19 protein-coding genes are annotated in these 19,065 nt (G+C 64.6%); 7 read left to right on the top strand and 12 right to left on the bottom strand.

All coding sequences use genetic code 11. The annotated features are described in order from the left end of the window. Positions 1-43 precede the first annotated feature (43 nt). On the bottom strand, positions 44-382 hold the full coding sequence (locus I603_RS03740) for a PilZ domain-containing protein (RefSeq protein ID WP_198157214.1): 339 nt from the start codon (positions 380-382) through the stop codon (positions 44-46). Between the two features lie 91 nt (positions 383-473). After that, a complete protein-coding gene (gene tyrS, locus I603_RS03735) occupies positions 474-1,703 on the bottom strand; it encodes a tyrosine--tRNA ligase (protein WP_068862425.1) in 1,230 nt (409 codons plus the stop codon). A gap of 91 nt (positions 1,704-1,794) precedes the next feature. Here tyrS and I603_RS03730 point away from each other — a divergent pair, with 91 nt between their 5' ends. Further along, on the top strand, positions 1,795-2,310 hold the full coding sequence (locus tag I603_RS03730; protein ID WP_068862424.1) for a DOMON domain-containing protein: 516 nt from the start codon (positions 1,795-1,797) through the stop codon (positions 2,308-2,310). On the opposite strand, the gene I603_RS03725 is transcribed toward I603_RS03730, so the two are convergent. Beyond that, complete coding sequence (locus I603_RS03725; RefSeq protein ID WP_068862423.1) at positions 2,307-2,804, bottom strand: TspO/MBR family protein; 498 nt, start codon at positions 2,802-2,804, stop codon at positions 2,307-2,309. The two genes, I603_RS03730 and I603_RS03725, sit on opposite strands and share 4 nt — an antisense overlap. A 71-nt stretch (positions 2,805-2,875) precedes the next feature. On the opposite strand from I603_RS03725, the gene I603_RS03720 reads away from it, so the two are divergent. Further along, entirely contained in the window at positions 2,876-4,075 is a 1,200-nt protein-coding gene (locus tag I603_RS03720; protein ID WP_068862422.1) for an exo-beta-N-acetylmuramidase NamZ family protein, read from the top strand. On the opposite strand, the gene I603_RS14425 is transcribed toward I603_RS03720, so the two are convergent. Both I603_RS14425 and I603_RS03715 read right to left on the bottom strand, forming a co-directional pair. After that, complete coding sequence (locus I603_RS14425) at positions 4,014-4,382, bottom strand: hypothetical protein (protein ID WP_143736739.1); 369 nt, start codon at positions 4,380-4,382, stop codon at positions 4,014-4,016. The two genes, I603_RS03720 and I603_RS14425, sit on opposite strands and share 62 nt — an antisense overlap. A gap of 89 nt (positions 4,383-4,471) precedes the next feature. Next, positions 4,472-5,656, bottom strand: a complete 1,185-nt coding sequence (locus I603_RS03715) for a vWA domain-containing protein (protein ID WP_068862421.1) — start codon at positions 5,654-5,656, stop codon at positions 4,472-4,474. Positions 5,657-5,788: 132 nt separating this feature from the next. Between I603_RS03715 and I603_RS03710 the strand changes: the two genes are divergently transcribed. Continuing rightward, a complete protein-coding gene (locus I603_RS03710; protein ID WP_068862420.1) occupies positions 5,789-7,189 on the top strand; it encodes a methyl-accepting chemotaxis protein in 1,401 nt (466 codons plus the stop codon). A 128-nt stretch (positions 7,190-7,317) separates the two neighbouring features. Here I603_RS03710 and I603_RS03705 read toward each other — a convergent pair whose 3' ends face one another. The 5 genes from I603_RS03705 to I603_RS03685 all read right to left on the bottom strand — a co-directional run bounded on the left by I603_RS03705 (position 7,318) and on the right by I603_RS03685 (position 14,078). Then, positions 7,318-8,181, bottom strand: a complete 864-nt coding sequence (locus I603_RS03705) for an AAA family ATPase (RefSeq protein ID WP_068862419.1) — start codon at positions 8,179-8,181, stop codon at positions 7,318-7,320. Positions 8,182-8,261: 80 nt separating this feature from the next. After that, the gene (locus I603_RS03700) at positions 8,262-9,560 is read right to left on the bottom strand and encodes a serine hydrolase (protein WP_158093658.1); all 1,299 of its coding nucleotides are present in this window, start codon (positions 9,558-9,560) and stop codon (positions 8,262-8,264) included. A gap of 77 nt (positions 9,561-9,637) precedes the next feature. Beyond that, the gene (locus tag I603_RS03695) at positions 9,638-10,789 is read right to left on the bottom strand and encodes an alpha/beta fold hydrolase (protein WP_084439806.1); all 1,152 of its coding nucleotides are present in this window, start codon (positions 10,787-10,789) and stop codon (positions 9,638-9,640) included. Between the two features lie 35 nt (positions 10,790-10,824). After that, a complete protein-coding gene (gene parE, locus I603_RS03690; protein WP_068862416.1) occupies positions 10,825-12,813 on the bottom strand; it encodes a DNA topoisomerase IV subunit B in 1,989 nt (662 codons plus the stop codon). A gap of 56 nt (positions 12,814-12,869) precedes the next feature. Further along, a complete protein-coding gene (locus I603_RS03685) occupies positions 12,870-14,078 on the bottom strand; it encodes a penicillin-binding protein activator (protein WP_084439805.1) in 1,209 nt (402 codons plus the stop codon). 40 nt (positions 14,079-14,118) lie between these two features. Between I603_RS03685 and rsmI the strand changes: the two genes are divergently transcribed. The 4 genes from rsmI to I603_RS03665 are packed head-to-tail and all read left to right on the top strand — an operon-like array spanning position 14,119 to position 16,994. Further along, positions 14,119-14,976, top strand: a complete 858-nt coding sequence (rsmI, locus tag I603_RS03680) for a 16S rRNA (cytidine(1402)-2'-O)-methyltransferase (protein WP_068862415.1) — start codon at positions 14,119-14,121, stop codon at positions 14,974-14,976. Next, positions 14,973-15,365, top strand: coding sequence for a YraN family protein (locus I603_RS03675; protein ID WP_068862414.1), 393 nt, complete (start codon positions 14,973-14,975; stop codon positions 15,363-15,365). The genes rsmI and I603_RS03675 overlap by 4 nt, the downstream gene beginning before the upstream one ends. A gap of 18 nt (positions 15,366-15,383) precedes the next feature. After that, positions 15,384-16,361, top strand: a complete 978-nt coding sequence (gene gshB, locus I603_RS03670; protein WP_068862413.1) for a glutathione synthase — start codon at positions 15,384-15,386, stop codon at positions 16,359-16,361. Between the two features lie 12 nt (positions 16,362-16,373). Then, positions 16,374-16,994, top strand: coding sequence for a DedA family protein (locus I603_RS03665; RefSeq protein ID WP_068862412.1), 621 nt, complete (start codon positions 16,374-16,376; stop codon positions 16,992-16,994). Here I603_RS03665 and I603_RS03660 read toward each other — a convergent pair. After that, positions 16,991-17,902, bottom strand: coding sequence for a tyrosine recombinase XerC (locus I603_RS03660; protein ID WP_068862411.1), 912 nt, complete (start codon positions 17,900-17,902; stop codon positions 16,991-16,993). The genes I603_RS03665 and I603_RS03660 overlap by 4 nt on opposite strands. Continuing rightward, positions 17,899-19,062, bottom strand: coding sequence for a radical SAM family heme chaperone HemW (gene hemW, locus I603_RS03655; protein ID WP_068862410.1), 1,164 nt, complete (start codon positions 19,060-19,062; stop codon positions 17,899-17,901). The genes I603_RS03660 and hemW overlap by 4 nt, the downstream gene beginning before the upstream one ends. Positions 19,063-19,065 lie beyond the last annotated feature (3 nt).

The following is a 19,065-nucleotide window of genomic DNA, read 5'->3' as shown; positions in this document are numbered from 1 at the left end:
AGGCTAAACTTGCCTGCCTGTCAGATGTGCTTGTGCAACCGGGTCAACGCGGGCGGCGCAGACGCGGGTTGGGCTGGAGTTCGTCGATGATGGCGATGAAATCGTCGAGCCGGATGATACGTTCGAACTGGAAACCGGCGCGGGTATCACGGGTCCAGATTACATAGGCCTCGATCCGCCCCACCACCGGCAGACGAATAATGATCCGGTCACCGCGCGCCAGTTGATGCGCATCGTCGACCATGAACCCGTGGGCGGACAGATTGCTGACGTGCAGCTTGAGGTCGCCGTGCTCGAAATGTTCGACGATCACCGGATAATCAACGGGATGGCGCGCCGCGCGCCGCATATCGGTTACGCTAAGATTCGCTCCGCCAGTCACCCCTGCGATCCTTCCGTTATGCTATCGGGCCGGCTCGCAGCATGACGGGCAAAGACTTCTATTTGGTAAAAGCCCCTAGCGGCCAGGCGCTTCAGCGCCGCACCAGTGCGTGCCGCTTCTTGCCAAGGCTGATCCGGAGGGTTTCGGTTTCGGAAGGAAGCACCAGGTACGCAGGATCGGTAATTGTCTCGCCGTCCAGCTTGACCGCGCCCTCGGCCAATTTGCGCTTTGCCTCGCCATTGGAGGCGGTGAGGCCCAGTTCCGTCAGCAGTGCGCCGATTCGCATGCCATCGGCACCGACCGCAATGCTTGGCAGGTCCTCGCCGGCACCACTTCCTGCGAAGGTCTCGCGAGCGGTTGCCTCGGCCCGTGCAGCCGCCTCGGCCCCGCGCACCAGTTTCGTGACCTCGTTGGCGAGAACGATCTTGGCGCTGTTGATCTGCGCGCCCTCAAGCGCCTCGAGCCGTGCGATATCGTCCAGCGGCAGATCGGTGAACAGACGCAGGAACCGGCCCACGTCGCGGTCGTCGACATTGCGCCAGTATTGCCAGAAATCGTAGGCCGGTAACTGGTCCTCGTTCAGCCACACCGCACCGGCCGCGGTCTTGCCCATCTTGGCGCCGTCGGCCGTGGTCAGCAGCGGGGTTGTAAGGCCGAACAGTTCGCGCCCCTCCAGCCTGCGTCCCAGTTCCATTCCATTGACGATATTGCCCCACTGGTCGCTGCCGCCCATCTGCAAGCGGCAATCGTAACGCCGCGCCAGCTCGACGAAGTCGTAAGCCTGAAGGATCATGTAATTGAATTCGAGAAAGGTCAGGGGCTGTTCGCGCTCGAGCCTAAGCTTGACCGAATCGAAGGTCAGCATCCGGTTGATGGTGAAATGCGGCCCGACATCGCGCAGCAGATCAATGTAACCGAGACCCGACAGCCACTCGTCATTATTGACCATCACGGCATCGGTCGGACCGTCCCCGAAAGTCAGCAACCGCTCGAAAACGGTAAAGATCGAGGCGATGTTGGTGTCGATGACTTCAGGTGTCAGGAGCTTGCGGCTCTCGTCCTTGCCCGATGGATCGCCGATCTTGGTCGTCCCGCCGCCCATCACGACAATCGGCTTGTGCCCGGCCTGCTGTAAACGGCGCAGCATCATGATCTGCACCAGACTGCCGATGTGGAGCGAAGGCGCGGTGGCGTCGAAACCGATATAGCCCGGCACGATCTGTTTGGCCGCGAGAGCATCAAGGCCTGCGGGATCGGTGACCTGATGAATGTAGCCGCGCTCTTCGAGCAGGCGCAGGAGGGCGGATTCGTAGGTGCTCATGGGATTCCTGTCGTTTCGGGGGCGCTTAACAGGGGGGAAGGGCAACGGGAAGAGACTTGCCCGTAATCCGGTGCGCAGGCATGGAGCGGCGATGAACCCGCTTATGCTTCACCAGACCTGCGATCTGGGTCCGATCCGCGCCGTTACCGCTTCGATCACCGCCACACCGCAGGGATGCGAAGCGGAATTCCGCCTCGACGGGCACGTGCCCGCAATCATTCTTCCGCCGCCCGCATCGCCCGAACGGATGGACAATCTGTGGAAGACCACCTGTTTCGAGATCTTCTGGCAGCCGCTCGGCGGGACATATTACCGCGAGTTCAACCTTTCGCCTTCGGGACGCTGGGCGGCCTATGATTTCGATTCCTTCCGCGAAGGGATGCGCGATGCCCCGGTGGATGCCATCGCCATCGCCTGTTCGCATGACGAGTACGGGCTGGTGCTCAAGGCCAGCATCGCCGCCGCGCTTCCCGATCCGGCGCAGGTGGCGCTCAACGCCATTGTCGAACATCCGGGCGGGGCCCTGCAATTCTGGGCGCTGGCCTTCCCCCCGGGCAAGCCCGAGTTCCATTCCGAAGCCTGCCGCCAGCTGATTCTCGAGCGTTAAACCTTCGCCCGGTCATTGCCGAAAGGGCCGTTGAGCTGGACGATCCTGGCGTTCAGCACGCAGGCAAAGCTAACCCAGGCGAAATAGGGGACCATCAGCCACCCGGCGAGGCTGCTGCCGGTCAGGCGCGGCAGGCCCGTGACCAGTGCCGCGACCGACAGCCACAGGAAGGCATTCTCGGCCAGCGCCCAGTCGGGCCGCTTCCACTTGAAGAATAGCGGCGACCACAGGGCGTGGAGCACGAAGGTCACCCCGAACAGCGAAAGGACGATGTTGCGCACATCCGCCGAAGGTGCGGCGGCGAGGGCGAGATAGAAACCCGTCCCGGCACAGGCGAGGTTGACGAACCAGGCCGGGCCGAACAGCCAGTCGGGCGGTTGCCAGGGCGGTTTCCTGAGATTGCGGTACCATGGGCCGATCTCGGTCAATCCGCCGCCCACGCCCATGAGGATGATCGCCCAACCGGCCGCGATGGTGATGCTGGTCCAGTCCATGGCCGGTCTATGGCCAATTGCCGCGCAAATGTCATTGCCTTTGCCGCAGGGCTGCTTCAACCCATTGGCCCATGAAGACAGGAATTGACCGGCTGCTGGCCGATCCCGCTCTGCTCGCGCAATTGAAGGGCCGCCGCGTCGCGCTGGTGGCGCATCCGGCGAGCGTCACCGCCGATCTGACGCACAGCCTCGATGCGCTGATTGGCGCAGGCGTGGGCATTTCCAGCGCCTTCGGCCCGCAGCACGGTCTGAAGGGCGACAAGCAGGACAACATGGTCGAGACGGCGGACGAATTCGATCCGCACTACCGCATCCCGATTTTCTCGCTCTACGGCGAGGTGCGCCGCCCGACGCCCGCGATGATGGCGAGCGCGGACGTGTTCCTGTTCGACCTGCAGGACCTCGGCTGCCGGATCTACACCTTCGTCACCACGCTGCTCTATCTGCTGGAGGAAGCGGCGAAGGCCGGCAAGGAAGTCTGGGTGCTCGACCGGCCCAATCCCGCCGGGCGCCCGGTGGAAGGCACCCTGCTGGTGCCGGGGCAGGAAAGCTTCGTCGGTGCTGCGCCGATGCCGATGCGCCACGGGCTCACCATGGGGGAGATGGGCCACTGGTTCATCGCCCATTTCGGCCTCGACGTCGCCTATCGGGTCGTGTCGATGGAAGGCTGGCGGCCCGACGAGGATGGCAGCTGGGGCTGGCCGGCGTCACGCCTGTGGATCAACCCGTCGCCCAATGCCGCCAATGTCAACATGGCGCGCTGCTATGCCGGCACCGTGATGATCGAAGGCACCACGCTTTCGGAAGGGCGCGGCACGACGCGGCCGTTGGAGGTCCTGTTCGGCGCGCCCGACATTGACGCCAAAGCGGTGCTGACAGAGATGCACAAGCTCGCGCCGGAATGGCTGGCGGGCTGCGCATTGCGCGAATGCTGGTTCGAGCCGACTTTCCACAAACACGCAGGAACGCTCTGCAACGCCTTGATGGTCCACGCGGAAAGCCATTTCTACGATCATCACGCCTTCAAGCCGTGGCGGTTGCAGGCGCTGGCGTTCAAGGCGATCCGGCGGCTCTATCCCGACTACCCGATCTGGCGCGATTTCCCTTACGAGTACGAGCTCACCCGGCTCGCGATCGACGTCATCAATGGCGGGCCTGCCTTGCGCGAATGGGTCGATGACAGGGCTGCGATGCCGGACGATCTTGACGTCATGGCGTCACATGACGAGGCGGCGTGGGTGCAGATGGTGCGCGGGCATTTGCTGTATTGATCGGTGCCAGATCACGATAGCTAAGCACGAAAAAGCGCGGTTTCTGGGAATCGTCACGGAAGCGCCAGACAAACAACTCGGCAGTTGCTGTCGAGGTGAAAGGCCGCTCTTCAGGAAAAGTGACTGCTTCTGCAATGATGGTCTCGACTGTGTCATCTGCCAGAAAAGCATGCAATGGAAAGTCGCAACCGGGATGCCAAACGGTGACGCCACCGTTGGACGTTTCCGCACCATACATTGCAGCCTTTGGAATACTGAGTTCGGCGTTGATCGAAAGAGCACCGGTATCCTCGCCGATAGCTTTCAAGGTGCAGATGTCGCGACCGTCAGGCTTATACGATCCGCAGCTACCCAGCAAAAGCGCTGCAATGCCCGCTCCGACAGACCAAGATAGCCTCAAGCCCCGTGCTTCCGCGACAGCTCCCGCATCGCATCGTCCAGCCCTTCGAGCGTCAGGGGATACATCCGGTCGCCGACCAGCTGCTTGATCATCTTGGTGGACTGCGAATAGTTCCACTGCTTTTCCGGCACCGGGTTGAGCCACACGGTCGCAGGATAGGTGTTGGTCACACGCTGCAGCCACACCGCGCCCGCTTCCTCGTTCATGTGTTCCACCGAGCCGCCCGGATGGGAGATCTCGTAGGGGCTCATCGCCGCATCGCCGACGAACACGATCTTGTAGTCGTGGCCGTATTTGTGGAGCACGTCCCAGGTCTTGGTGCGTTCCTGCCAGCGGCGCTTGTTGTCCTTCCACACGCCTTCGTAGAGGCAGTTGTGGAAGTAGAAAAATTCGAGGTTCTTGAACTCCGCGGTGGCGGCGCTGAACAGCTCTTCGACCAGCTTGATGAACGGGTCCATCGATCCGCCGACATCGAGGAACAGCAGCAGTTTGACGGCATTGCGCCGTTCGGGCCGCATCCTAATGTCGAGCCAGCCCTGCTTGGCCGTGCCTTCGATCGTGCCGGGAATGTCGAGCTCGTCCGCCGCGCCTTCGCGGGCGAAACGGCGCAGGCGGCGCAGCGCCATCTTGATGTTGCGGGTGCCCAGTTCCTTGGTGTTGTCGAGGTTCTTGAACTCGCGCTTTTCCCACACCTTGATCGCGCGGCCATGCTTGCTCTCGCCGCCGATCCGCACGCCTTCGGGGTTGTAGCCCGAGTTGCCGAAGGGCGAGGTGCCCCCGGTGCCGACCCACTTGTTGCCGCCCTGATGGCGCTTTTCCTGTTCTTCCAGACGCTTCTTCAGCGTCTCCATGATCTCGTCCCAGTCGCCCAGCGACTTGATCTTCTCCATCTCCTCTGGCGTCAGGAACTTCTCCGCCACCGCCTTCAGCCAGTCTTCGGGGATATCGACCGGGTTCTGCCCGTAATCGGTCATGATCCCCTTGAAGACCTTGTGGAACACCTGGTCGAAGCGGTCGAGCAGGCCTTCGTCCTTCACGAAGGTCGCGCGCGACAGATAATAGAACGCTTCCGGCGTCTGCTCGATCACGTCCTTGTCGAGCGCCTCCAGCAGCGTGAGGTGCTCCTTGAACGATGCGCCAATACCGGCAGCCCGCAGCTCGTCGACGAAATTGAAGAACATGATCGCGTGCTTACCGTGCTGCTCGGGGCCTGACCAGTCCCCATTACTGGGGGGCGAAACAGGCGCGGATTAACGCTTCGCTTACCATCGCGCGGTTAGGGCAACGGGGACAAGAAGGGGCCGCGCAACATCATGAAACCCATCGCTATCGACACCGCCAATGCCCATGCGCTGGGGATGATCCCGGAAAGCTGCGGGGCGGTGACGGTGGGTTGCACCGATGTGGCGGGCGTGGTCGAGGCGGTGATCGCTTCCTCCAAGACCCTGCGTTCCGAACACGAGGCGCTGGCCGAGACCGTGCGCGCGCTGGAGGCCGACCAGACCAAGGTGGCCGAAGCGAGCGACGAGGCGCGGCTGCTGTCCGAACGCGCGATCGACCGGCTCAACGAAGGCACCGCGCTGATCCAGTCCTCATTGGGCCAGATCGCCTCTCTGATCGAACTGGTCGAGACGCTGGGCCAGCACGTCACCAGTTTTTCGGCGGCGATGGAGCAGGTGCGCCGCTCCGCGCAGGACATCGACAATATCGCCGAGACGACCAATATTCTCGCGCTCAACGCCACGATCGAAGCCATGCGCGCAGGCGATGCCGGGCGCACCTTCGCGGTGGTGGCGAGCGAGGTGAAGAGCCTCGCCAACGATACCCGCAAGGCAACCGAGGAAATCGCCCAGACCATCGATGCGCTTGGCGGCGAGGCGGAAATGGTGATCGGCCGGATCGAAGCGGGCGCGCGGGCCAGTGATGAAGCCAAGGCTTCGGTCGCGCGGATCGAGAGCACCATCACCAGCGTCGGCGGCCTAGTCGAGGAAGTCGACAAGCAGAACGACGTCATCGCCCGTTCAACCGGCACGATCTCGAGCCACGTCGACAAGGTGCAGCGGGTGCTGACCAGTTTCGATGCGGCTGCGCGCAGCAACGAGGATCGCTTGCATGGCGCGCATCGCAAGATGGAGGAGCTTGAGATCACCGCCAGCGAGATGTTCGACCGGATCGTGCAGGCCGGGCTCAGCCCCGAAGACAGCGCGATGGTCGACCGCGCGCAGGCGATGCTGGCCGAGCTGGTAGCGCATACCGAAGCCGCGATCGCCTCGGGCGCGCTGACGATGGGGGCGCTGTTCGATACCGACTACGTGGCTATCCCCGGCACCAACCCGCAGCTGTTCCGCACCCGCTTGACCGACTGGGCCCATGCCGAGTGGCGCCCCTTTCTGGACCGCGCAAAAGCAAGCGACTCCCGTGTCCTGGCTGCCGCCTGTACCGACATGAACGGGTTCCTGCCGACCCACCTGACCGAACGCAGCCGTACTCCCACGGGCGACATCAACCATGACACCCAGTTCTGCCGCAACGGCCGGATCATGCTCGAGGTGATCGACCGCAAGGCCAAGGTGTCGACCGCCCCGTACATGATGGCGGTCTACCGTCAGGAGGGCGACGGCAATTCCTACGTGGTGGTCCGCAATGTCTATGTTCCGCTGGTGATCGGCGGCAAGCGCTGGGGCGATTTCGAGCTGGCCTACAGCTTCGATTAACGCCCATGGCCAAGGCCGATGTTTCACGCGAAACATCGATCTGGCGGGGGTCTAAACCGGGTCTGGACAGGGTCTAGCCGGGGCAGAAGGGGGTCTGGCAGCCACCAAACCCCAAATGAGCCCTTGCGTTACGACGGGTTGCGCCGCGCCATGAAGGCCAGCCTCTCGAACAGCATGATGTCCTGTTCGTTCTTCAGCAGCGCGCCGTGCAGCGGCGGGATGGCGCTTGCCGGGTTCTTGTCCTGCAAGACCTCCAGCGGCATGTCCTCGTTGAGCAGCAGCTTGAGCCAGTCGAGCAGCTCGGAGGTGGAGGGCTTCTTCTTGAGACCCGGCACTTCGCGCAGGTCGTAGAAGATATCCATCGCCTTCTTCACCAGCGTCTTCTGGATGCCGGGGAAGTGCACGTCGATGATATCCTGCATCGTCTCGCGGTCGGGGAACTTGATGTAGTGGAAAAAGCAACGGCGCAGGAAGGCGTCGGGCAGCTCTTTCTCGTTGTTCGAGGTGATGACGACGATCGGGCGTTCCTTGGCCTCGATCCGCTCTTGCGTCTCGTAGACGTCGAAGCTCATGCGATCCAATTCCTGCAGCAGATCGTTCGGGAACTCGATATCGGCCTTGTCGATCTCGTCGATCAGCAGCACCGGGAGCTGGGGCGAGGTGAAGGCCTCCCACAGCTTGCCCTTCTTGATGTAGTTGCGGATGTCGTGGACGCGCTCTTCGCCGAGCTGGCCGTCGCGCAGGCGCGCCACGGCGTCATATTCGTAAAGGCCCTGATGCGCCTTGGTGGTCGACTTGATGTTCCATTCGATCAGCGGCGCGCCCAAGGCCTTGGAAATCTCATGCGCCAGCACGGTCTTGCCGGTGCCGGGCTCACCCTTGACCAGTAGCGGGCGGCGCAGCGTCACGGCGGCGTTCACGGCAACCTTGAGGTCTTCGGTGGCGATATAGGATTGGGTGCCTTCGAAACGCTGTTGCGGCTGATCGGTCATGGGTTTTCCTGTGAGACTGAATTTGGCTGGCAGCGATAAGGGCGCAAAAGCGCTCGCGCAAGGGGCGGGGGGCTGGCAAATCAGCGAGGCAGCAGCAGAATGCGCTGGGCAATGGCGTTCAATTTGCCTTCGTCGAGCACTGCTTCGGGATTGTTCCAGCCGAGCGTCAGCACCCAATCGCGGCCCGCCGTGTCGGTGAGCAGCCAGGTGTAGTTGAGCACCCCCGGCTCCGACCCGCCCTTGAAGCCGATATAGGGCCAGCTGGCGCGGATCGTCTCGCCATTGGCCGAGGGGTTGATCGCGAGGATGTCGAAAGCGCCCGGATCAGCAGTGCGGCGCATATGCGCGAACAGTCGGGCAAGGTCGGCGGGCGAGGCGAACCATTCGATGTCGATTGCCTTGGGGCCATTGCCGAAGGCGGCGTTGACGTCTTCGAGCGGTACGGGCTCGACCATGCTTTCAGCAACGTTTGCTGCTGTCGTTGCCGCACGTTCTGTCACACTTCCACTGCGCCATGAACTGATCGTCATATCGTCACTCGCCTTGAGCAAGAACAACTCGCGGGTCGTGAGGAATGGGGTGTTGAGAGCAGGGTTATGATGTCCGCTCTCCTTCATCAGCTTGAGAATGCGCTTCTTGCCCAGCACTGTGATCAGCTGATCGGTGGCGGTGTTGTCGCTGATCGCAATCATCAGGCTGGCGAGCGTGTGCAGCGTCACCGGCGCGCCTTTGGGCCAGTCCTGCAATTGGCCGCTGGGGTAGCTCTTCTCGGTCAGCGGCACGACGTCAGACCACTTGCGCCGGCCCACCTTCACGTCCTCGGCCAGCGCGGCCAGCACATAAAGCTTGAAGGCGGAACCCAGTGCGAGGGGCTGGTCCGCACCGAGACTGATGACCGGCGCGCCGCCATCAAGGGGTGCGAACCACGCATTGACGCTGCCGGGCAGGGCGGCAAGGTCGGCGGTGATCCTGGCAGGCGTATCATCGGCCACCGCCAGCGGTTCGATCTGCGTGAAGCGCAGGCCGCTCACGCGGTTATCCTGTGCCGGATCGAGCACGATCGGCCCCTTGGCAAGGCCGCGTTCGAACCGGATTTCAAGGATGGCCGAGGTGCCCTCGCGCGGGTCCAGTTTCGTCACCTCCACAGCCTCGCCGAACTGGGAGGCAAGGCTTGCGTTCAGGGCCTTGAGCTGGGCGGCCGGAACGGCGGCGAGAAACTCCTTGCTGAACAGGTCTTCGGGTGCCTGCTCGCCCCTCAGCACGGCAACCACCTGTTCGCTGCGCTGTTCGAGCGCGGTCTGCGGTGCGGGGGCAGGCCGTTCGGCATCCGGTTGCGCTGCAAGAGGGGCGCATGGCAGGCCGGCCGTTGCAAGGGCCAAGGCGAACAAGCATGGGCGTAACATGGCTTTGTCTCCGGCTAGGTGAACAGGTGATGGGAATCGCGGCATTCGTGCAATCACTCGTCGGGCGGACATAAGCCGTCAGGATCAGGCCCGTCGGGCACAATCTCGAACCCTGCAAGTTCGCCCTCGCTTATGTCGACGCGGAAGGGGGGAGGCGGAGCGCCGCGCAGGAAGGCCGCGAAATCGGCGCGGGTGCGGCAATCCTCGATGAAGTCATTGTGGTCGTAATGGTCGGCAGGATCGATGCGGCTGGTGCTGACCACGGACAGCCCCTCGCGCGGGAAGGTGCGGTGACAATTGCCGTGCTTGCCCAGCGCGCGCCGGCTGTAGATCAGATCATAGCTGCAATCGGTGCTGCCGAGACGGGCATAGGCATGGACGCGGCGCGACAGGTCGATGGGCGTATCGCGGTAACTCGAATAGATCAGTATCTGGCGATCATGGCGCAGCATCATATCGACGCTGCCGCCTTCGCGCAGCACCCGGTCGCGGTCCTCGTCGCCAGAGGCCAGCACAACCTTGCGCACCCGTTCGGGCCGGGCGTGGGCGTAACCATCGAGCGCCAGCACCGCGCGGATGGTGGCCCTTACGCCCATGGAATGGCCGACAATGGTGATGTCATCGGCCTTGGCGGTGAGATCGGCCAGCGCCTCGTCAATCGGCCCCTGCGCCCAGGAGATGGTCGCCTCGTCCGCCGGATAGCTGAGCGCCCTTTCGCGCGAGGGCCAGTGGAACAGCACCAGCGGCACGTCCTTTCCGGCAAGCTTGCCGATCTTGGCGGCCGTTTCATGGGCTTCGATAAAGGTCGTGTTGTAGCCGTGGATGAAGATCAACAGGCGGCCCTTGCCGGCAGGCTCGGCTAGGCGCCTTGCAATCCCGTCTATCCAGGTCTCGCGCGCGTGGGCCACCATCGCCGGCTCGAGCGGCTTGCGTTCATCGGCCCAGTTGTAGAGCCCGCTGCCATAGGTGAGGTTGTAGTGCCGGAAAGGCGCCAGCTTGAGCGATCCGTCGCGGCAATCGGGCAGGGCGCTGGAAAGGAAGAAGAACTGCGACTGGTCTTCGCTTGCCGCGCGCACCGGACCGGTCGGGCAGCCGGCGGTATAGGGGACGGGATCGGGTACCCTGAGCCCGCCGCAGCCGGCGAGCATCCCTGCTGCAAGCAAAGCCGATATCTGGCGCATCTGGCTGGACAAGGTGCGACCCATGGCGGCTCGAAGGTTACGGCGCGACGCGCGGTGGTTCAAGCATCGATCAGGTCGCGGTCGATTTCACCTGCACGGTTCTGGATGAAGTTGAAGCGGTGTTCGGGGTTGCGGCCCATCAGCTCGTCCACGAGCCGTGCCACGCCCGCGCGCTGCTCGTATTCGGTCGGCAGGGTGATGCGGATGAGGCTGCGCGTTTCGGGGGCCATGGTGGTCTCGCGCAATTGCTGCGGGTTCATTTCGCCAAGGCCCTTGAAGCGGCTGACTTCGACCTTCCTGCCCTTGAACACCGTCGCTTCCAGTTCCGCCCGGTGCGCATCGTCGCGGGCGTAGCGGCTCTCCTTGCCACTGGTGAGCCGGTAGAGCGGAGGCTGGGCAAGGAACAGGTGGCCGCGCCGCACGATATCCGGCATCTCTTGGAAGAAGAAGGTCATCAGCAATGTGGCGATATGCGCCCCGTCCACGTCCGCATCGGTCATGATGATGATGCGGTCATAGCGCAGGTTCTGCGGGTCGCAGTCCTTGCGGGTGCCGCAGCCGAGGGCAAGGATCAGGTCGGCGATTTCGGAATTGGCGCGGATCTTGTCGTTGGTGGCGCTGGCGACGTTGAGGATCTTGCCGCGGATGGGGAGGATCGCCTGGCTCTTGCGGTCGCGCGCCTGCTTGGCGCTGCCGCCTGCGCTGTCCCCCTCGACGATGAACAGTTCGGTCTCGCGCCCGCCTTCGCCCGAACAGTCGGTCAGCTTGCCGGGCAGGCGCACCTTCTTGGCGTTGGTGGCGGTCTTGCGCTTGATCTCGCGCTCCTGCTTGCGCTTGAGGCGTTCGTCCATGCGCTCCATCACCTCGCCCAGCAGCGCCTTGCCACGGTCGAGATTGTCGGTGAGGAAATGGTCGAAATGGTCGCGCACCGCGTTCTCGACGAGACGTGTAGCCTCGGACGAGGTGAGGCGGTCCTTGGTCTGGGACTGGAACTGCGGATCGCGAATGAAGACCGAAAGCATCACTTCCGCGCCGGTCATGACGTCATCCGCGGTGATGTCCTTGGCCTTCTTCGCGCCGACCAGCTCGCCAAAGGCCCGCAGCGCGCGGGTCAGCGCCATGCGCAGGCCCTGTTCGTGGGTGCCGCCGTCGGGAGTGGGCACGGTGTTGCAATACCAGCTGGTCGCCCCGTCGGAATAGAGCGGCCAGGCGATCGCCCACTCGACCCGGCCCTGTTCATCGGGGAAGTCCTGCCGGCCGGTAAAGGGCTGGGCGGTGACGCATTCTCGTGTTCCGACCTGTTCGGCCAGATGATCGGCGAGACCGCCGGGGAACTTGAACACGGCCTCGGCGGGCACATCGTCAGTGGCCAGCGAGGCTGCGCATTTCCAGCGGATCTCGACCCCGGCGAAGAGATAGGCCTTGGAACGGGCGAGCTTAAACAACCGCTTGGGGCTGAACTTGCGGTCGCCGAAGATTTCGGTGTCGGGGGTGAAGCTGACCGTGGTGCCGCGCCGGTTGGGTGCCGCGCCGAGGTTCTGGATCGCCCCTTGCGTTATGCCCCGTGCGAATTCCTGCGCGTATAATTGCCGGTCACGCGCGACTTCGACGCGGGTGTGCGAGGACAGGGCGTTGACCACGCTCACCCCCACGCCGTGCAAGCCGCCGCTGGTGGCATAGGCCTTGCCCGAAAACTTGCCGCCCGAGTGCAGGGTCGAGAGGATCACCTCGAGCGTCGACTTGCCGGGAAACTTGGGATGCTCGTCAACCGGAATGCCGCGGCCATTATCGGCGATGCTCAGCCGGTTGCCTTCCTCCAGTCGCACCTCGATACGTGTCGCGTGGCCCGCCACCGCCTCGTCCATGGCATTGTCGAGCACCTCGGCGGCAAGGTGATGCAGCGCGCGATCATCGGTCCCGCCGATATACATGCCGGGGCGGCGGCGGACGGGCTCCAGCCCTTCGAGCACCTCGATGGCCGAGGCGTTGTAATCCCCGCTTGAAGTGGGCGTATTGGCGAAGAGATCGTCGGGCGTGGTTTCGGACATATGCCAGCTATAGGCACAGGCTCCGAGGGCTCACAAGCATCTGCGCACGGTTTTGCTCAGCGGCCAAAGCCTGTGGGTGCGGGATCGACCGCGATGATATCGCCGCCGCGCACCTCGCGCACCTCCAGCGCGCGTTCGGCAACCCCGGTGCGGGCAAACCGGAAAGGACCGTCCACCCCGAGGAAACCGCCCCGGTCATAAAGCTCGTTCTTGGGAAATGGCGTGCCCACCTTCCACTCGCGCGCGATCCGCAGGGTCAGCAGCACGGCATCGTAGCCGAGCGTCGCGACCCTGTAGGGCCTGTTACCGAAGCGCGTTTCATAGCTGTCGGCAAACCGCCTGTAGCGCTGGTCGGAGACTGCCGAGAAAATCGCCCCGTCCATCGATGCAGCGCGGGCAAGGAGGGATTCTCCGCTCCACAGGTCGGTGCCGATCAGGCGCGTGCGGGGATTGGCATCACGCTGCAATTCGTCGGCGGCCTCGAGTCCGAGCCGCGCGCTGTCCGCGATCAGAACCGCATCATAGCCACCTGCCGCACGCAGACGCTGCGCCGCGCTGACAATCGAGGTGTTGCCGCGCGCATAGCTTTCCCGGCCGACGAGGGCTCCGCCGAAATCACGCAAGGCATTGTCGAGCGCCGAGGCGGAACGCTCGCCATAATCGCCCTCGGGCAAGAGCGCGGCAAAGCGGCTTGCACCGCGGCTGCGGGCATATTCGATGCTGCGCCGGATCGATTGTTCAGGATCGTGGCCCATCACGAACACGTCGCTGCTGGCGACCTTGGTATCATTGGAGAAGGTAATCACCGGGACCCCGGCAGGACGCGCGGCTGACTGTACCGCAGGCACCGCGTCGCCCATCAGCGGCCCGAGGATCAGGCGGTTTCCGTCGGCAATCGCCTGACGTGCCGCTGCCGAAATGCCGGTCGAGGTATCATAGGTGGTGATGCGCAGGTTATCGGCATTGGTATCGAGCAGGGCCATTGTCGTGGCATTGGCGATGGCCTGACCGACCTCGGCCGTTTCCCCGCTCATCGGCACCAGCAAAGCGATGCGGTGGCGGCCGGAATCGGTTGGCAGAGCGGTTGCCGAAGGTTCGGGCGCGGGCGGCGGCGGGGCACTGGCGTCAGGCACGTCCACCTTGGGAATGACGGCGCAACCCGCCGCAAGCAGCGCCGCGCCTGCAAGCGCAAGGTTGCGGGGCGCAAGTATCCTGCCCGCGCGCACCAGCCATCCTGCCCATTTCGGCGCCTTGCTGTGGTTCATCCTTGCCGACCCCTCGTTGGTGCTTCAATGCTTGGCCCGCATGTCGAGCGAGCTTCCATCCATCCCCGCAGGGATTCCCGAACCCGGGCTCTATATCGTTGCGACCCCGATTGGCAATCTCGGCGATATCACCTTGCGCGCGATTGCCGTGCTGCAAGGCTGCGCGCTGATTGCCTGCGAGGATACGCGGGTGACAGGCAAGCTTCTGAAACATCTGGGGATCAAGGCGCGGCTCCAGCGGCTCGACGATCATGCATCTGCCGATGCGCGTGCGCGGGTGATCGACGAAGCGAGGGTTTCGCCGGTCGCGCTGGTGAGCGATGCGGGCACACCGCTGATCTCCGATCCGGGTTACCGTCTGGTGCGCGAGGCGCGGGCATCGGGGGTCACGGTCACCAGCATTCCGGGGCCGTGTGCGGCTGTCTCGGCGCTGGCGATGGCCGGCTTGCCGAGCGACCGGTTCCTGTTTGCAGGCTTCCTGCCCGTCAAGGACAAGGCCCGCCGCGACACGCTCGAAGGGCTCGCCGGGATTGCCGCCACGCTGGTACTCTATGAAACCGCCCCGCGGCTCGAACGCACGCTGCAGGCGATTGCCGAACTGTGGCCGGAGCGCGAGGTGGCGGTCGCGCGCGAGTTGACCAAGCTGCACGAGGAATGCCGCAGCGGCACGGCCGCAAGCCTTGCGGAACACTATGCCGCACACCCGCCCAAGGGCGAAATCGTGTTGCTGGTCGGCCCGCCGGGCGAGGACGAGGCTCCGGTGCTGGACACTGACGTCCTGCTGCGCGCCGCGCTGGCCGACGCGGGGCCGGGCAAGGCGGCAGGCATCGTCGCCAAGGCAACCGGGATCGACCGTGCAACGCTTTATGCCCGTGCCCTGGAGCTGAAAGGCGAATGAGCCTGCCCTCCGACAACAGGCGGCGCACTCCCGAACAGCGCCACGAGGCCGACCGGCGCGGGCGCGAAGGCGAGGCGGCGGCGGCGATGTTCCTTGCCCAGGCGGGTTGGCGGATCGTCGCCGAGCGGGTCAAGACCAGGGCGGGCGAGATCGACCTTGTCGCCAAGCGTCCCGGCCTTGTCGCCTTTGTCGAGGTCAAGTGGCGCGCGCGCGCGGCAAGCCTTGCCGATGCGATCGACGAGCGCCGACTGGCGCGCGTGGCAGCTGCAGTCGAGATGGTGTGGCAGGACTACGCCACCGCCGGAGAGGATATCCGTATCGACGTCATCCTGCTTGCACCCGGCCGCAAGCCGACCCACATCGAAAACGCATGGATGCCGTTTGGCTGATCCCTCGGAGTTGAATGAATGACATTGCGCGTCGCCGTCCAGATGGACCCCATCGACCGGATCAACATCGCCGGAGACAGCTCGTTCGCGCTGATGCTGTCCGCACAGGCGCGCGGCTACACGCTCTATGAATACCACGTCGAAAGCCTGACGCTCGACGAGGACGACCGCCTTTTCGCCCATGCCTTCCCGGTGACGGTGCAGCGGGTCGAGGGCGATCATTTCTCCCGAGGGCCGCAGGTGCGGCTTGATCTGGGCAAGGATGTCGATGTGGTGCTGATGCGGCAGGACCCGCCGTTCCACATGGGCTACATCACCGCGACCCACATGCTCGAACGGATCGCGGCAGAGACGCTGGTGGTCAACGACCCGGCCAATGTGCGCAATGCCCCCGAAAAGGTGATGGTGCTCAACTATCGCCGCTTCATGCCGCCGACGCTGGTGACGCGCAGCGTGGACGAGGTGCGGCGTTTCATGGCCAGGCACGGCGCGATCGTGGTCAAGCCGATCCACGGCAATGGCGGCAAGGCGATCTTCCGGGTGCCCGAAAACGGCGAGAACCTGACCGCGCTGTTCGAGGTGTTCAACCAGACCTGGCCCGAACCCCACATGGTGCAGCCCTTCCTCCCCGAAGTGGCGCAGGGCGACAAGCGCATCGTGCTGGTCGATGGCGAGGTGGCGGGCGCGATCAACCGCGTGCCGGGCGAAGGCGAGTTCCGGTCGAACCTCGCGATGGGCGGCAGCGCCGAGGCGACGGCCCTCACACCGCGCGAACAGGATATCTGCGATGCGCTCGGCCCGGATCTGAAACGGCTCGGCCTGACCTTTGTTGGCATCGACGTCATCGGCGGTAAGTGGCTGACCGAGATCAACGTGACCTCGCCAACCGGCATCGTGGCGATTGACCGGTTCAACAACACTGATACGGCGGGGATGATCTGGGATGCGATCGAACGGCGGCTTGCCGAACGCGGTGCATTCCCGGCGCAAAGCTGACGGAAAGGCCCGATGACCGAAATCCTGCTCGAACTGCTCGACAAGGGCGGCTACCTCGGCATCTTCCTGCTGATGGCGGCCGAAAACATCTTTCCGCCGATCCCGTCGGAGGTGATCATGGGCGCTGCCGGCGTGCTGGTGGCACGCGGGCAAATGACCTTCATGACCCTGTGGATCGTCGCCACCGCCGGCACGGTCGCGGGCAACCTGTTCTGGTTCTGGCTGGGCGTGCGCTGGAGCGAGGAAACCCTGAAAAAGGTGATCGACCGCTGGGGCCGCTGGCTGACCTTCGAATGGGACGAGTTCCTCAAGGCCCGCGACATTTTCCGCAAATATGGCGACTGGATCGTGTTCCTGCTGCGCTTCTCGCCGATCCTGCGCACCATCGTCTCGCTGCCCGCCGGGCTTGCCAGGATGAAGCTGTGGCGCTTCGTGCTGTTCACCGCTCTGGGCTCGGCAATCTGGAACGGGATCCTGATCTTCGGTGGCAAGGCAATCTCGGGCCTGATCGACCGCTACGAGACGCTGGCGGGATATGGCATCGTCGCCTTCGTGCTGATCGGGGTCGCGATCTATATCTACCGCGTTATGACGTGGGAGCCGGTCGCCGCCTTCGAAAACAAGGACGACTAATCGCGGCTCTTGGCCTTGCCCGCGCGCGGGTGGGCGGTGCGATAGTTCTCCAGCAGACTCGCGGCATCAACACGGGTGTAGATCTGGGTCGAGCCAAGCGAGGCGTGGCCCAGCAGTTCCTGCAGGCTGCGCAGATCCGCCCCGGCTCCCAGCAGATGGGTCGCAAAGGAATGCCTGAGCGCGTGGGGTGTCGCCGTATCGGGCAGGCCGAGCGCGCGGCGCGCCTGTGCCATCGCCTTCTGCACCATGCCGGGTGATAGCGGCCCGCCCTTGGCCCCGCGGAACAGCGGCTGATCAGGGGTTATCGGCCATGGGCATTGCCGCACATATTCGGCAACCGCGGCACGGGTGACAGGCAGCAGCGGCACCATGCGCTGCTTGCCGCCCTTGCCGGTGACCCGGAGCACCTCGCCCGGCATGGCATCGCGGCCCGTCAGCGACAGTGCCTCGGCGATGCGCAGGCCCGATCCATACATCAGCAGCAGCACCGCCCGGTCACGCGCACCGATCCAGTCCTCGAGTGCAAGGTCGCCCGCCAGTTCGGTGAGGTTGACCGCCTCGTCCGGGGTGACGGGGCGCGGCAGACCCTTCTTCAGCCGCGGGCCACGCAGGCGCGGGGCGGCGGGGTCGGGATCGCCCGCCTGCGCTCGGGCAAAGGCGATGAAGGCCTTGAGCGCCGAAAGCTCGCGCGCCGCGCTGGCATTGCCCAGTCCCGCGGCACGGCGAGCCGCAAGGTGGGCGCGCAGATCATGCGCCTCGGTGCGCGCCACCGCGCCCCAATCATCCAGCGCGTTGGCCGCAACAAGACGCTGGGCGGCGGCCACATAGGCGCGCACCGTGTGGGGCGAGCGGCGGCGGTTGTCGGCAAGGTGCGCCTGCCATGCGGCGATCAGATCGGGGGCGCTCATACGGTCACCAGCGTATCGGCGACGAGTTCGGCGAGCAGCGCATCGAGCACCCCGCGTCCCTCCGGCGCCACGCCGATCCGCGCGCCCTCGGCCCATACCAGCCCGAGACCGCGAAGCCGGGCGAGGGCCCCCTCATCCACCAGTCCTGCGCGCGGCAGGCCGAAGCGGGCCGAGAGTGCAGCCAGATCGATGCCCTCGGTCAGCCGCAATCCCATCAGCAGCGCCTCGGCGGCCTGGTCGCAGACGGGCAGGGACCGCGCCTCGGCAATCCCGTTGCCTTGCCGCTCCACGGCGGCGAGGAAATTCTCCGGCTTCTTGTGCCGAACCGTCGCCACGCCGCCACGCCGCCCATGCGCGCCGGGGCCGATCCCGCAATAATCCTGATAGCGCCAATAGACGAGGTTATGACGGCTCTCCTCCCCGGCGCGGGCATGGTTGCTCGTTTCGTAGGCAGGCAGTCCGGCAGCCTCGGTGAGGCTCTGGGTGATGCTGAAAAGTTGGGCAGCCGCGTCATCATCGAGCGGCACCAGACGTCCGCGCCGCACGTCGCTGGCAAAGCGCGTGCCGGGTTCGATAGTGAGCTGGTAGAGCGACAGGTGCCCGGTGCCCAAAGACAAGGCACGTATCAGGCGGTCATGCCACAGTTCGGGCGTATGGCCGGGCAGGGCATAGATCATGTCGAAGCTGACGCGGGCGAAATGGGCTTGCGCAGCCTCCAGCGCCCGCAGTGCCTCCCCGGCGCCATGCAACCGCCCGAGAAAGCGCAGTTCCGCATCGTCCAGTGATTGCACCCCCAGCGATACGCGGTTCACGCCCGCGCCGGCCAGCGCCGCGAAGTTCGCCGCCTCGACCGAAGAGGGATTGGCTTCCAGCGTAATCTCGATGGCCGGATCGAAGCCCCACAGGCGCTCGGCTTCGGCCAGCAGGGCTGCGACAAGGGCAGGGGGCATGAGCGAGGGTGTTCCGCCGCCGAAGAAGATCGAGGTGAGCGCCCCGCTTCCTTTGGCACCGCCCGCGACTTCCGCCTCGGCGCGCATGTCGGCGATCAGCGCTGCCTGCCAGCCCGCCACGTCCACGCTCTCCCGCACGTGCGAGTTGAAATCGCAATAGGGGCATTTCTTCGCGCAGAAGGGCCAGTGGATGTAAAGCGCGCGGGCCATGAG

Source organism: Erythrobacter dokdonensis DSW-74, from assembly GCF_001677335.1.
In the GTDB taxonomy this organism is placed as follows: domain Bacteria; phylum Pseudomonadota; class Alphaproteobacteria; order Sphingomonadales; family Sphingomonadaceae; genus Erythrobacter; species Erythrobacter dokdonensis.
The sequence above is the reverse complement of the archived record's forward strand: the minus strand, read 5'-3'. Positions and strand labels throughout refer to the sequence as shown.

Excerpts from the sequence above, each read along its gene's own strand:
- I603_RS03710 (WP_068862420.1), top strand. The coding sequence starts at position 5,789 with ATGAAACCCATCGCTATCGACACCGCCAATGCCCATGCGCTGGGGATG.
- I603_RS03665 (WP_068862412.1), top strand. The coding sequence starts at position 16,374 with ATGACCGAAATCCTGCTCGAACTGCTCGACAAGGGCGGCTACCTCGGC.
- I603_RS03730 (WP_068862424.1), top strand. The coding sequence starts at position 1,795 with ATGAACCCGCTTATGCTTCACCAGACCTGCGATCTGGGTCCGATCCGC.
- I603_RS03675 (WP_068862414.1), top strand. The coding sequence starts at position 14,973 with ATGAGCCTGCCCTCCGACAACAGGCGGCGCACTCCCGAACAGCGCCAC.
- rsmI (WP_068862415.1), top strand. The coding sequence starts at position 14,119 with ATGTCGAGCGAGCTTCCATCCATCCCCGCAGGGATTCCCGAACCCGGG.
- tyrS (WP_068862425.1), bottom strand. The coding sequence starts at position 1,703 with ATGAGCACCTACGAATCCGCCCTCCTGCGCCTGCTCGAAGAGCGCGGC.
- parE (WP_068862416.1), bottom strand. The coding sequence starts at position 12,813 with ATGTCCGAAACCACGCCCGACGATCTCTTCGCCAATACGCCCACTTCA.
- gshB (WP_068862413.1), top strand. The coding sequence starts at position 15,384 with ATGACATTGCGCGTCGCCGTCCAGATGGACCCCATCGACCGGATCAAC.
- I603_RS03715 (WP_068862421.1), bottom strand. The coding sequence starts at position 5,656 with ATGTTCTTCAATTTCGTCGACGAGCTGCGGGCTGCCGGTATTGGCGCA.
- I603_RS03705 (WP_068862419.1), bottom strand. The coding sequence starts at position 8,181 with ATGACCGATCAGCCGCAACAGCGTTTCGAAGGCACCCAATCCTATATC.
- I603_RS03685 (WP_084439805.1), bottom strand. The coding sequence starts at position 14,078 with ATGAACCACAGCAAGGCGCCGAAATGGGCAGGATGGCTGGTGCGCGCG.
- I603_RS03695 (WP_084439806.1), bottom strand. The coding sequence starts at position 10,789 with ATGGGTCGCACCTTGTCCAGCCAGATGCGCCAGATATCGGCTTTGCTT.
- hemW (WP_068862410.1), bottom strand. The coding sequence starts at position 19,062 with ATGGCCCGCGCGCTTTACATCCACTGGCCCTTCTGCGCGAAGAAATGC.
- I603_RS03720 (WP_068862422.1), top strand. The coding sequence starts at position 2,876 with ATGAAGACAGGAATTGACCGGCTGCTGGCCGATCCCGCTCTGCTCGCG.
- I603_RS03725 (WP_068862423.1), bottom strand. The coding sequence starts at position 2,804 with ATGGACTGGACCAGCATCACCATCGCGGCCGGTTGGGCGATCATCCTC.
- I603_RS03660 (WP_068862411.1), bottom strand. The coding sequence starts at position 17,902 with ATGAGCGCCCCCGATCTGATCGCCGCATGGCAGGCGCACCTTGCCGAC.